Origin of the sequence: Burkholderia sp. AU33803 (assembly GCF_002223095.1) — a bacterium.
Classification (GTDB): Bacteria; Pseudomonadota; Gammaproteobacteria; order Burkholderiales; family Burkholderiaceae; genus Burkholderia.
The window spans coordinates 1,732,790-1,745,717 of record NZ_NKFJ01000004.1 but is presented as its reverse complement, the minus strand read 5'-3'; the positions used below and the strand labels follow the sequence as shown (position 1 = coordinate 1,745,717).

The 12,928-nt window shown below is 66.3% G+C and carries 13 protein-coding genes; all 13 read left to right on the top strand.

Features of this window, described 5'->3' with window-relative positions; genetic code table 11:
- Positions 1-55 precede the first annotated feature (55 nt).
- The 13 genes from frr to CFB41_RS10550 all read left to right on the top strand — a co-directional run bounded on the left by frr (position 56) and on the right by CFB41_RS10550 (position 12,923).
- On the top strand, positions 56-616 hold the full coding sequence (gene frr, locus CFB41_RS10610) for a ribosome recycling factor (protein ID WP_039342717.1): 561 nt from the start codon (positions 56-58) through the stop codon (positions 614-616).
- 49 nt (positions 617-665) lie between these two features.
- The gene (uppS, locus tag CFB41_RS10605; RefSeq protein ID WP_006478494.1) at positions 666-1,448 is read left to right on the top strand and encodes a polyprenyl diphosphate synthase; all 783 of its coding nucleotides are present in this window, start codon (positions 666-668) and stop codon (positions 1,446-1,448) included.
- Positions 1,442-2,263 carry a phosphatidate cytidylyltransferase gene (locus tag CFB41_RS10600; RefSeq protein ID WP_089440439.1) on the top strand — a complete coding sequence of 274 codons (822 nt, stop codon included), beginning with the start codon at positions 1,442-1,444 and terminating at the stop codon, positions 2,261-2,263. The genes uppS and CFB41_RS10600 overlap by 7 nt, the downstream gene beginning before the upstream one ends.
- Positions 2,264-2,278: 15 nt before the next feature.
- A complete protein-coding gene (locus CFB41_RS10595) occupies positions 2,279-3,475 on the top strand; it encodes a 1-deoxy-D-xylulose-5-phosphate reductoisomerase (RefSeq protein WP_089456425.1) in 1,197 nt (398 codons plus the stop codon).
- Positions 3,476-3,486: 11 nt separating this feature from the next.
- Positions 3,487-4,857, top strand: a complete 1,371-nt coding sequence (gene rseP / locus CFB41_RS10590; RefSeq protein WP_089440437.1) for an RIP metalloprotease RseP — start codon at positions 3,487-3,489, stop codon at positions 4,855-4,857.
- Positions 4,858-4,918: 61 nt separating this feature from the next.
- Positions 4,919-7,228, top strand: a complete 2,310-nt coding sequence (gene bamA, locus CFB41_RS10585) for an outer membrane protein assembly factor BamA (protein ID WP_089440436.1) — start codon at positions 4,919-4,921, stop codon at positions 7,226-7,228.
- Positions 7,229-7,292: 64 nt separating this feature from the next.
- A complete protein-coding gene (locus CFB41_RS10580; protein WP_179249998.1) occupies positions 7,293-7,790 on the top strand; it encodes an OmpH family outer membrane protein in 498 nt (165 codons plus the stop codon).
- A 16-nt stretch (positions 7,791-7,806) separates the two neighbouring features.
- Positions 7,807-8,886 carry a UDP-3-O-(3-hydroxymyristoyl)glucosamine N-acyltransferase gene (gene lpxD, locus CFB41_RS10575; RefSeq protein WP_089440435.1) on the top strand — a complete coding sequence of 360 codons (1,080 nt, stop codon included), beginning with the start codon at positions 7,807-7,809 and terminating at the stop codon, positions 8,884-8,886.
- Positions 8,887-9,015: 129 nt separating this feature from the next.
- The gene (gene fabZ / locus CFB41_RS10570; protein ID WP_011352450.1) at positions 9,016-9,483 is read left to right on the top strand and encodes a 3-hydroxyacyl-ACP dehydratase FabZ; all 468 of its coding nucleotides are present in this window, start codon (positions 9,016-9,018) and stop codon (positions 9,481-9,483) included.
- A gap of 58 nt (positions 9,484-9,541) precedes the next feature.
- Positions 9,542-10,330, top strand: coding sequence for an acyl-ACP--UDP-N-acetylglucosamine O-acyltransferase (gene lpxA / locus CFB41_RS10565; RefSeq protein ID WP_089456423.1), 789 nt, complete (start codon positions 9,542-9,544; stop codon positions 10,328-10,330).
- Between the two features lie 3 nt (positions 10,331-10,333).
- Positions 10,334-11,503, top strand: a complete 1,170-nt coding sequence (gene lpxB, locus CFB41_RS10560) for a lipid-A-disaccharide synthase (protein ID WP_089456422.1) — start codon at positions 10,334-10,336, stop codon at positions 11,501-11,503.
- Positions 11,500-12,144, top strand: a complete 645-nt coding sequence (gene rnhB / locus CFB41_RS10555) for a ribonuclease HII (RefSeq protein ID WP_089440432.1) — start codon at positions 11,500-11,502, stop codon at positions 12,142-12,144. The genes lpxB and rnhB overlap by 4 nt, the downstream gene beginning before the upstream one ends.
- Positions 12,141-12,923 (top strand): RNA methyltransferase, encoded by a 783-nt coding sequence (locus CFB41_RS10550; RefSeq protein ID WP_089456421.1) that lies wholly within the window; start codon positions 12,141-12,143, stop codon positions 12,921-12,923. The genes rnhB and CFB41_RS10550 overlap by 4 nt, the downstream gene beginning before the upstream one ends.
- Positions 12,924-12,928 lie beyond the last annotated feature (5 nt).

Here is a 12,928-nt window from a genome sequence, read left to right as displayed (position 1 = left end):
CGCTGCGCCGGGCAGGGCCCGTGTTATTTGAAGGTTAGAAGGTTCGGAGGTTGAAATGAGTGTCGCTGATACCAAGAAGGGCGTCGAGCAAAAGATGCAGCGCTCGATCGAAGCGTTCAAGAACGATCTGGCAAAGATCCGTACGGGCCGTGCACACACCGGTCTGCTCGATCACGTGCAGGTCGACTACTACGGCTCGATGGTGCCGATCTCGCAGGTCGCCAACCTGACGCTCGTCGATGCGCGCACGATCGGCGTGCAGCCGTGGGAAAAGAACATGGTCGCGAAGGTCGAGAAGGCCATTCGCGAAGCCGACCTGGGCCTGAACCCGGCCACCGCCGGCGACCTGATCCGCGTGCCGATGCCCGCGCTGACGGAAGAGCGCCGCCGCGAGCTGACCAAGGTCGTCAAGAGCGAAGGCGAAACGGCCAAGGTCGCGATCCGTAACCTGCGCCGCGACGCGAACGAAGCGCTCAAGAAGCTCGTGAAGGACAAGGAAATCTCGGAAGACGACGAGCGTCGTGCAAGCGACGACGTGCAGAAGCTGACCGACAAGCACGTTGCCGAAATCGACAAGCTCGTGCAGAGCAAGGAAGCCGAGATCATGACGGTCTGACGACCGTCCTCGCGCGCCGCCTTCTTCCCGCATTACTGTCTCAACGGCCATGACCTATACCAGCTCTACCGTTCGCGTGCCTGACGTCGGCGTCGTGCCGCGTCACATCGCGATCATCATGGACGGCAACGGCCGTTGGGCGACCGAACGCCGCTTGCCGCGCGTCGCGGGGCATACCCGCGGCGTCGATGCCGTGCGGGCGGTGGTCGAAGGCTGCGCGCGCGCCGGCGTCGAATACCTGACGCTGTTCGCGTTCAGTTCGGAGAACTGGCGCCGTCCGAACGACGAAGTGTCGTTCCTGATGCGCCTCTTCATCACCGCGCTCGAGCGCGAGGTCGGCAAGCTTCACGCGAACGGGATCCGCCTGCGTGTCGTCGGCGATCTCGACCGCTTCGAGCCGCGCATCCGCGAGCTGATTCGCCGCGCCGAAACCAAGACGGCGCGCAATACCCGTCTTACGCTCACCATCGCAGCCAACTACGGCGGCCGGTGGGACATCCTGCAGGCGACGAAGAAGCTCGTCGAGCAGGCCGTGCGCGAGGGTCGCGAGGTCGAAGTGACCGAGGACGCGTTCGCGCCGCACCTGGCGATGGCCTATGCGCCGGAGCCCGATCTCTTCATCCGTACCGGTGGCGAGCAGCGCGTCAGCAACTTCCTGCTGTGGCAACTCGCGTACGCCGAATTCTATTTCACCGACAAATACTGGCCGGATTTCGACGGCGCGGCGCTGGCCGACGCCATGGCGTCGTATACGGAGCGCGAGCGCCGTTTCGGCCGCACGAGCGCACAGCTCGAACCGCAATCGCAGAACGCCGACTCCCTTTCATGCTGAAAACCCGTGTGATCACGGCGATCGTGATGCTGGCGGTCCTGCTGCCGGTGACGCTGTTCGCGCCGCTCACCGCGTTCGGCGCGCTGATCGGCGTCGTGCTCGTGTTTGCCGCGTGGGAATGGGCGCGACTGCTCAAGCTCGGCGGCGCCGGCCCGGTCGTCTATGCAGTCGTCGCGGCGCTGGCGCTCGCGGCAACGGCGCCGCTCGGCGTCGATGCGGCTTCGTCCCGTCCCCTTTTCATGGCAGCCGGCGTGTTCTGGCTGCTGGTCGGCCCGTTCACGCTGCGGCGCAAGCCGGCGCTCGCGGGCGGCGTATGGCGGCCGTTCCTGCTCGCGGCCGGCCTCGTGGTCTTTGCGGCCTGCTGGCATGCGCTCGTCGCGGCGCGTGCGCAGGGCGTACCGTTCGTGCTGTCGCTGCTTCTGGTCGTCTGGCTCGCCGATATCGGCGCATACTTCGCCGGCAAGGCGTTCGGAAAGCGTAAACTGGCCATCACGATCAGCCCCGGCAAGAGCTGGGAGGGCGCGATCGGTGGCTGGCTCGCCGTGATGGTCGTCGCCGGCGTCGCGATGGTCGCGCATGCATTCGAGCCGACCCTGTTTTCCGCGTTCGCCGTGCGCTACGGGATGCCCGGCGCATGGGCCGCACTGACGCTGCTGGTCGCATACAGCGTGATCGGCGACCTGTTCGAATCGTTGCTGAAGCGGCAGGCGGGCGTGAAGGATTCGAGCGGACTGCTGCCAGGCCATGGCGGCGTGCTCGACCGTGTCGACGCGCTGCTGCCGGTGCTGCCGCTCGCGATGCTGCTGCTTGGTTAAACCACTCATTCTGTTATGCAAAAACGCCTGACATTGCTCGGTTCCACGGGCTCCATCGGAGACAGCACGCTCGACGTGGTCGCGCGCCATCCCGAGCGCTTCTCGGTCTATGCGCTGACCGCACACCGCAACGGCGACAAGCTGGTCGAGCAATGCCTGCGCTTCGCGCCCGAGGTGGCGGTGGTCGGCGATGCCGAGACGGCCGCGCAGGTCGACGCGAAGCTGCGCGCGGCGGGCAGCAAGACGACCGTGCTGCACGGGCCGCAGGCGCTCGTGGACGTGTCGAAGAGCGACCGCTGCGACACGGTGGTCGCGGCGATCGTCGGGGCGGCCGGCATGGCGCCGAGCCTCGCGGCCGCGCGCGCCGGCAAGCGCATCCTGCTCGCGAACAAGGAAGCGCTGGTGATGTCGGGCGCGATCTTCATGGACGCCGTGCGCGACCATGGCGCGATCCTGCTGCCGGTCGACAGCGAACACAACGCGATCTTCCAGTGCATGCCGCGCGACGCGGCCGAGCATGGCGGGATCTCGAAGATCATCCTGACCGCGTCGGGCGGCCCGTTCCGCACGCGCGAACCGGCCACGCTCGTCGATGTGACGCCGGATGAGGCGTGCAAGCACCCGAACTGGGTGATGGGCCGCAAGATCTCGGTCGATTCCGCGACGATGATGAACAAGGGCCTCGAGGTGATCGAGGCGCACTGGATCTTCGGGCTGCCGGGCGAGCGCATCGACGTGCTGATCCACCCGCAGAGCGTGATCCATTCGCTCGTGTCGTATCGCGACGGCTCGGTGCTCGCGCAGCTTGGCAATCCCGACATGCGCACGCCGATCGCGCATGCGCTCGCGTTCCCCGAGCGTGTCGATGCGGGCGTCGAACAGCTCGATCTCGCGCAAATTGCCCAGCTGTCGTTCGAGAAACCCGATTACGCGCGCTTCCCGTGTCTCGCGCTTGCGCTGAAGGCGCTCGAGGAAGGCGGCATCGCGAGCGCCGCATTGAACGCGGCGAACGAAGTCGCGGTCGAAGCGTTTCTCGAGCGTCGCATCGGCTTCATGGCGATTGCGGCGACGGTCGACGCCGTGCTCAACGCGCTGCCGAACCGTACGCCCGACGGGCTCGAGGATGTCCTGGCGGCGGATGCCGAGGCACGCCGCCTCGCCACCGAGATCATAGCGAAAGCGCCTGCGCCACGCGTGGAGCGCACTGTCTGAATGGAGTGCTCATGAACGTGCTGGTCGAACTGATCGCGTTTGCGGTGGCGATCGGGGTGCTGGTCGTCGTGCATGAGTACGGACATTATCGCGTCGCGCGCTGGTGCGGCGTGAAGGTGCTGCGTTTCTCGATCGGCTTCGGCCAGCCCGTCGCGCGCTGGGTCAGCCGCAGGACGGGCACCGAGTGGACGCTGTCGGCGCTGCCGCTCGGCGGCTACGTGAAGATGCTCGACGAGCGCGATCCCGGCCCCGGCATCGCGCCCGAGGAGCTCGGCCAGGCGTTCAACCGGCAGTCCGTCTACAAGCGCATCGCGATCGTTGCAGCCGGGCCGATTGCCAACTTCCTGTTGGCAATCGTGCTGTTTTCCGTCGTATTCGCCACCGGCGTAACCGAACCGGCCGCGATCGTCGCACCGCCGGCCACCGGCACGGTGGCGGCGCGCGCGGGCTTCGACGGCAGCGAGCAGATCGTGTCGATCCGCAACGCGCAGGGCGGCGAGGCCGAGCCGGTGCGGTCGTGGTCGGACCTGCGCTGGAAGCTGCTGGCCGCTGCGTTCGATCACCGCGAGATCGTGCTCGGCGCACGCGACGGCAACACGACGTTCGATTTCCGCGTCGACCTCCGCCATGTTCCCGACAGTCAGCTCGACGACGATTTCATGGCCCATCTGGGCTTCGAGACCGGCGGCGGCACGCTGTCGGTCGCGTCGGTGCAGCCCGGCAGCGCGGCGGAGCAGGCGGGCCTGAAGGCCGGCGACAAGCTGGTCGCGCTCGACGGCAAGCCGATCGGCGGCGCGTCGCGCTTCATCGATTTCGTGAAACACCATGCGGGCAAGCCGCTCGAGCTGCAGATCGAGCGCGACGGCGCCGCGCAGACGGTGTCGATCGTGCCGCAGATGCAGCGCGACGACGAATCGGGGCAGCAGGTCGGCCGGATCGGCGCGGCGCTGTCGATGCATGCGCCGTCCGTCGACGTGCGATATGGGCCGATCGAAAGCCTGCAGCTCGGCGCGCACCGGACGTGGGACATCTCCGTGTATTCGCTGAAGATGTTCGGGCGCATGATCACGGGCAACGCGTCGCTGAAGAACCTGTCCGGCCCGGTGACGATCGCGGACTACGCGGGCAAGAGCGCGCGGCTCGGTCCGTCGGCGTTCCTGTCGTTCCTCGCCCTTGTCAGCATTAGCCTTGGCGTCCTGAACTTGTTGCCGATTCCCGTTTTGGACGGGGGGCATCTGTTATATTATGCGGTTGAAGCCGCGACCGGGAAAGCCGTCTCGGAGCGCTGGCAGCTGATTCTGCAAAGAGCCGGGTTGATCTGCATCGTCGCATTGTCGGCGATCGCGCTGTTCAACGATCTGGCTCGGTTAATCCATTTCTGAAGCGTCAGGCGGCGGCCGCTGGGCAGTCGCCTGATTTGATGCAGCTAAATATTGGGGATGCATGTTGTTCAAACCTCATCGCTTTGTACCTAAGACAGTTGCAGCGGCCGCGCTCGCCGCGCACGGCCTCGCGGCCCATGCAGCGGCACCGTTCGTGGTGCAAGACATCAAGATCGAGGGGCTGCAGCGCGTCGAAGCGGGTTCGGTGTTCGCCTACCTGCCGATCAAGCAGGGCGATACCTTCACGGACGACAAGGCATCCGAAGCAATCCGCGCGCTGTACGCGACGGGCTTCTTCAACGACGTACGCATCGCCACGCAGGGCAACGTCGTGATCGTGCAGGTGCAGGAGCGTCCGGCCATCGCGTCGATCGACTTCACCGGCACGAAGGAATTCGACAAGGACAACCTGACGAAGGCGCTGCGCGCAGTCGGCCTCGCCGACGGCCGCTACTACGACAAGGCGCTCGTCGACAAGGCGGAGCAGGAACTCAAGCGCCAGTACCTCACGCGCGGCTTCTACGCGGCCGAGGTCAAGACGACGATCACGCCGGTCGACGCGAACCGCGTGTCGATCCTGTTCGCGGTGGCCGAAGGCCCGAGCGCGAAGATCCGCCAGATCAACTTCATCGGCAACAAGGCATTCAGCACCAGCACGCTGCGCGACGAAATGCAGCTGTCGACGCCGAACTGGTTCTCCTGGTACACGAAGAACGACCTGTACTCGAAGGAAAAGCTCACCGGCGACCTCGAGGCGGTGCGCTCGTACTACCTGAACCGCGGCTATCTCGAGTTCAACATCGATTCGACCCAGGTGTCGATCTCGCCCGACAAGAAGGACATGTACCTGACGGTCACGCTGCACGAAGGCGAGCCGTACACGGTGTCGGGCATCAAGCTGTCGGGCAACCTGCTCGATCGCGAAGCCGAACTCAACAAGCTGATCAAGATCAAGCCGGGCGATCGCTTCTCGGCCGAAAAGCTGCAGCAGACCACCAAGTCGATCGTCGACAAGCTCGGCGAGTACGGCTACGCATTCGCGACCGTCAACGCGCAGCCGGACATCGACCAGGCGAACCACAAGGTGAACCTGAACCTCGTCGTCGATCCGAGCCGCCGCGTGTATGTGCGCCGCATCAACGTCGTCGGCAACACGCGCACGCGCGACGAAGTGGTGCGCCGCGAAATGCGCCAGCTCGAAAGCTCGTGGTTCGATTCGAACCGCCTCGCGCTGTCGAAGGATCGCGTGAACCGTCTCGGCTACTTCACCAACGTCGACGTGACGACGCTGCCGGTGGAAGGCACGAACGACCAGGTCGACGTGAACGTGAAGGTCGACGAAAAGCCGACCGGCGCGATCACGCTGGGCGCCGGCTTCTCGTCGACGGACAAGGTCGTGCTGTCGGCGGGCGTGTCGCAGGACAACGTGTTCGGTTCGGGTACCAGCCTGTCGGTGAACGTCAACACCGCGAAGAGCTACCGTACGCTGACCGTCACGCAGGTCGACCCGTACTTCACGGTCGACGGCATCAAGCGGATCACGGACGTCTACTATCGCACGTACCAGCCGCTCTACTATTCGACGAGCTCGAGCTTCCGGATCATCAGCGCGGGCGGCAACCTGAAGTTCGGCATTCCGTTCTCGGAAGTCGACACCGTCTACTTCGGCGCGGGCTTCGAGCAGAACCGTCTCGACGTCGATTCGAACACGCCGCAGAGCTACCAGGATTACGTGAACCAGTTCGGCCGCGTGTCGAACACGGTGCCGCTGACGGTCGCGTGGTCGCGCGACGCGCGTGACAGCGCGCTGATTCCGAGCCGCGGCTACTTCACGCAGGCGAACATGGAGTACGGCGTGCCGGTCGGCAAGATCCAGTACTACAAGGCCGACCTGCAGGCCCAGTACTACTATTCGTTCTCGCGCGGCTTCATCCTGGGCCTGAACCTGCAAGGCGGCTACGGTAACGGTATCGGCAACCCGTACCCGATCTTCAAGAACTACTACGCGGGCGGTATCGGCTCCGTGCGTGGCTACGAGCCGAGCTCGCTGGGCCCGCGCGACACGAAGACGAACGACCCGATCGGCGGTTCGAAGATGGTCGTCGGCAACATCGAGCTGACGTTCCCGCTGCCGGGCACGGGCTACGACCGCACGCTGCGCGTGTTCACGTTCCTCGACGGCGGTAACGTGTGGGGCAACGCGCCGGGCGGCACGAGTACGGGCGCCAACGGCCTGCGTTACGGCTACGGTGTGGGTCTCGCGTGGATCTCGCCGATCGGCCCGCTGAAGCTGAGCCTCGGGTTCCCGCTGCAGAAGCACGAAGGCGACCAGTACCAGAAATTCCAGTTCCAGATCGGGACGGCGTTCTGACCGAACGCATGACAACAGCAACGAGAGGGTAATTTTGCTAACCGGTAAGTTTTCGAAACGAGTGATGTGCGCGCTGACCGTTGCGCTGGCCTTGGGCGCGGCGACGGTGCACGCACAGGACGTCGCCCACATCGCGGCGGTCAATTCGGATCGGATCCTGCGCGAGTCGGTGCCCGCGAAGGCGGCGCAGACGAAGCTCGAAGCCGAGTTCGCGAAGCGCGACAAGGATCTGCAGGATCTGGCGGCGCGCCTGAAGTCGATGTCCGATTCGCTGGACAAGAACGGCGCGTCGCTGTCGGCGGCCGACCGCGCGCAGAAGCAGCGTGATCTCGCCCAGCTCGACACCGACTTCCAGCGCAAGCAGCGCGAGTTCCGCGAAGACCTGAACCAGCGCCGCAACGAGGAGCTGGCGGCCGTGCTCGAGCGGGCGAACAAGGTCATCAAGCAGATCGCCGAGCAGCAGAATTACGACCTGATCGTGCAGGAAGCCGTGTACGTCAGCCCGCGCATCGACATCACCGACAAGGTGCTCAAGGCGCTCGCGTCCGGCTCGACGAACTGAACGGAGCAGACGACGAATGGCATTGACGCTTGAGGAACTCGTAAAGCGGTTCGGCGGCGAGATCGCCGGCGACGCACAGTGCAAGGTGGGCGGGCTCGCACCGCTCGACCAGGCAGGCCCGCAGCAACTCGCGTTCCTCGCGAATCCGAAGTACCTGTCGCAGGTCGAGTCGACCCGCGCCGGCGCGGTGCTGATCGCGCCGAAGGATCTGGAAAAGCTGGGCGCGGCCGCAAGCGGTCGCAACTTCATCGTGACGCCGAATCCGTACGCGTACTTCGCGCGCGTCGCGCAGATGTTCATCGACCTGGCCACGCCGCAGCGCGCCGCCGGCGTGCATCCGAGCGCGACGATCGATCCGGCCGCGCAGGTCGCCGCGACTGCGGTGATCGGCCCGCACGTGACGGTCGAGGCCGGTGCGGTGATCGAAGATGGCGTGCAGCTCGATGCGAACGTGTTCATCGGCCGCGGCACGACGATCGGCGCGGGCTCGCACCTGTATCCGAACGCGTCGGTGTACCACGGCTGCAAGGTCGGCCCGCGCGCGATTATCCATGCGGGCGCCGTGATCGGCTCCGACGGCTTCGGCTTCGCGCCGGATTTCGTCGGCGACGGCGATGCGCGCACCGGCAGCTGGGTCAAGATCCCGCAGGTCGGCGGCGTCACGATCGGCCCGGACGTCGAGATCGGCGCGAACACGACGATCGATCGCGGCGCGATGGCGGATACCGTCATCGAGGAATGCGTGAAGATCGACAACCAGGTGCAGATCGGCCACAACTGCCGGATCGGCGCCTACACGGTGATCGCCGGCAGCGCCGGGATCGCGGGCAGCACGACGATCGGCCGCCACTGCATGATCGGCGGCGCGGCCGGGATCGCCGGCCACGTGACGCTCGGCGACTATGTCATCATCACCGCGAAGTCGGGCGTATCGAAGTCGCTGCCGAAGGCCGGCATCTATACCAGCGCGTTCCCGGCCGTCGACCACGGCGAGTGGAACAAGAGCGCCGCGCTCGTGCGCAACCTCGACAAGCTGCGCGAGCGCATCAAGGCGCTCGAAGCCGCGCTCGCCGCCCAGGGCGGCACGGACGCCTGAGCGCATCATGCGAGACCTCGAACCGGGCACGGCCAGCGCAACCGGCCCGGTTTGCCAGACTGGGCCGCACGCCGGCCCGCTTCAGCCTTTGCATCACCACCGCGCAGCCTCTGCGTGAGACGAACCATCATGAGCACTGAAAAAATCAATCTCGACATTCACAAGATCCTCACGCTGCTGCCGCATCGCTACCCGATTCTGCTCGTCGATCGCGTGCTCGAACTCGAACCGCACAAGGGCATCAAAGCGCTGAAGAACGTGTCGATCAACGAGCCGTACTTCCAGGGGCATTTCCCGAAGCGGCCGGTGATGCCGGGCGTGCTGATCCTCGAAGCGCTCGCGCAGGCCGCGGCGCTGCTGACCTTCTCGGAAGAGCAGCCGAAGGATCCGGAGAACACGCTGTACTACTTCGTCGGAATCGACGGCGCGCGCTTCAAGCGTCCGGTCGAGCCGGGCGACCAACTGATTCTGAACGTGACGTTCGAACGCTACATCCGCGGCATCTGGAAGTTCAAGGCGGTGGCGGAAGTGGACGGCAAGGTGGCGGCGGAAGCCGAACTGATGTGCACGGTCAAGACGACCGACGTGGCGCCCTGAGCGACGCGGCACGGACAGGCAACGCAACGCGACACATCACATCGAGAGGCAACGGCGCATGACCAGGATTCATCCCACCGCGATTGTCGAACCGGGCGCGCAGATCGACGAATCGGTCGAGATCGGCCCGTACGCGATCATTGGTCCGCACGTCACGATCGGCGCGCGTACGACGATCGGCTCGCACAGCGTGATCGAAGGCCATACGACGCTCGGCGAGGACAACCGCATCGGCCATTACGCGTCGGTCGGTGGTCGTCCGCAGGACATGAAGTACAAGGACGAGCCGACGAAGCTCGTGATCGGCAGCCGCAACACGATCCGCGAATTCACGACGATCCACACGGGCACCGTGCAGGACGGCGGCGTGACGACGCTCGGTGACGACAACTGGATCATGGCCTATGTGCACATCGGTCACGACTGCACCGTCGGCAACCACGTGATCCTGTCGAGCAACGCCCAGATGGCCGGCCACGTCGAGATCGGCGACTGGGCGATCGTCGGCGGGATGTCGGGTGTCCACCAGTTCGTGCGCATCGGCGCGCACTCGATGCTGGGCGGCGCATCGGCGCTCGTGCAGGACATTCCGCCGTTCGTGATCGCGGCCGGCAACAAGGCCGAACCGCACGGGATCAACGTCGAAGGGCTGCGCCGGCGCGGTTTCTCGCCCGACGCGATCTCCGCGCTGCGCAGCGCATACCGCCTGCTGTACAAGAACGGCCTGTCGCTCGAGGAAGCGAAAGTGCAGTTGCGCGAACTGGCGGCGGCGGGCGGCGAGGGCGACGCACCCGTGAAGGCGCTCGTCGAGTTCATCGACGCGTCGCAACGCGGCATCATCCGCTAAGCGATGCCGCTTCCGACCACTCAGCTCCGGCTCGCGATGGTGGCCGGCGAACCGTCGGGCGACCTGCTCGGCGCGTCGCTGCTCGGCGGGCTGCGCGAGCGCCTGCCCGAATCGGCCCAGTACTACGGGATCGGCGGGCCGCGCATGATCGCGCAGGGCTTCGACTCGCACTGGCAGATGGACAAGCTGACCGTGCGCGGCTATGTCGAGGCGCTGGGCCAGATTCCCGAGATCCTGCGGATTCGCGGCGAGCTGAAGCGCCAGTTGCTCGCCGAGCGGCCGGACGCGTTCATCGGCGTCGATGCGCCCGATTTCAACTTCAGCGTCGAACAGGCGGCGCGCGACGCGGGCATACCGTCGATCCACTTCGTGTGCCCGTCGATCTGGGCGTGGCGCGGCGGCCGGATCAAGAAGATCGCGAAGTCCGTCGATCACATGCTGTGTCTGTTCCCGTTCGAACCGGCGATTCTCGACAAGGCAGGCGTTGCCTCGACCTACGTCGGCCATCCGCTCGCCGACGAGATTCCGCTCGAGCCCGACACGCACGGCGCGCGCATCGCGCTCGGACTGCCGGCCGAGGGCCCGGTGATCGCCGTGTTGCCGGGCAGCCGGCGCTCGGAAATCGCACTGATCGGCCCGACCTTCTTCGCGGCGATGGCGCTGATGCAGCAGCGCGAGCCCGGCGTACGGTTCGTGATGCCGGCTGCCACGCCCGCGCTGCGTGCGCTGCTGCAGCCGCTCGTCGACGCGCATCCGCAGCTCGCGCTGACGATCACCGACGGCCGCTCGCAGGTCGCGATGACGGCTGCCGACGCGATCCTCGTGAAGAGCGGCACGGTCACGCTGGAAGCTGCGCTGCTGAAGAAGCCGATGGTGATCTCGTACAAGGTGCCCTGGCTGACCGGGCAGATCATGCGCCGGCAGGGTTACCTGCCGTACGTCGGCTTGCCGAACATCCTGGCGGGGCGTTTCGTCGTGCCCGAGCTGCTGCAGCATTTCGCGACGCCCGAGGCGCTCGCCGATGCGACACTCACGCAGCTGCGCGACGATGCGAACCGCCGTACGCTGACCGAAGTCTTTACCGAAATGCATCTTTCGCTGCGGCAGAACACGGCCGCGAAGGCGGCCGAAGCGGTCGTGCGCGTGCTCGAACAACGCAAGGGGCGCGCATGACCGCCGTCCGTGCACCACGCCGCCGCGCGTCGAGCGACGTGCAGGGCGGTTTTGATTTCAGCCGTCCCGACGAGATCGTCTGCGGTGTCGACGAAGCGGGCCGCGGCCCGCTCGCGGGGCCGGTGGTGGCCGCCGCGGTGATCCTCGATCCGGCGCAGCCGATCGTCGGGCTCGACGATTCGAAGGCGTTGTCCGCGAAGAAGCGCGACGCGCTGTACGAGCTGATCGTCGCGCGCTCGCTGTCGTATTGCGTCGCGTCGGCGAGTGTCGACGAGATCGACACGCTGAACATCCTGCACGCGACGATGCTCGCGATGAAGCGGGCGGTCGAAGGGCTGTCGGTCCTGCCGACGCTCGCGCAGATCGACGGCAACCGCTGCCCGACGCTGACCGTGCGCGCCGAGGCGATCGTCAGCGGCGACGCGCTCGTGCCGAGCATCTCGGCCGCGTCGATCCTCGCGAAGGTCACCCGTGACCGCATGCTCGTCGACCTGCACGAACGTTTCCCGGTGTACGGCTTCAACGTGCATGCGGGCTACGGCACCGTGAAACACCTTGCCGCGCTGCGCGAGCACGGCCCGTGCGAAGCGCATCGGCGCTCGTTCGCGCCGGTTCGTGCGGCACTCGACCTGATTCGATGAAAAGTATCACTTCCCGCGACAATCCGCTGTACAAGCGCCTGAAGGCGCTCGCGGGTTCGACGTCCCATCAGCGCCGCGGCGGCCAGGCGCTGCTCGAAGGATTCCATCTCGCGAGCGCATACCTCGATACGGGCGCGACGCCCGAGCTGTGCGTCACGACCGAAGGCGCACTCGGCCACGCCGAGGCCCAGGCGATCGTCGCACGCATCGATGCGCAACGGATCGTCACGCTGCCCGATGCGCTGTTCGGGCAGTTGTCGAACGTCGTCAACGGCGTCGGCTTCCTGCTGCTCGTCGACCGGCCGGCACAGCCGCTGCCGGCGCGCGTGACGCAGTCGTCGGTCGTGCTCGACGGTGTGCAGGACGCCGGCAACGTCGGTTCGATCCTGCGCAGCGCGGCGGCCGCAGGCGTGCGTCACGTGTTCTGTGCACCGGGCACCGCGTATGCGTGGTCGTCGAAGGTGCTGCGATCGGGCATGGGCGCGCATTTCCTGCTGTCGATCCACGAGGACGTCGAAGCCGGCGCGCTCGCCGAGCGCCTCGCGGTGCCGGTCGCGCTGACCGACTCGCACGGCGCGCAGGCAGTCTATGACTGCGACCTGTCGGGGCCGATTGCCTGGGTGTTCGGCAACGAGGGGGCGGGCGTGTCGGCGTTCTGGCGCGACGCGGCCACGCATCGCGTGACGATCCCGCAACCGGGCGGGATGGAGTCGCTGAACGTCGCGGCCGCGGCCGCGGTCTGCCTGTTCGAGCAGGTGCGTCAACAGCGGCGTGCGTGAGGCCA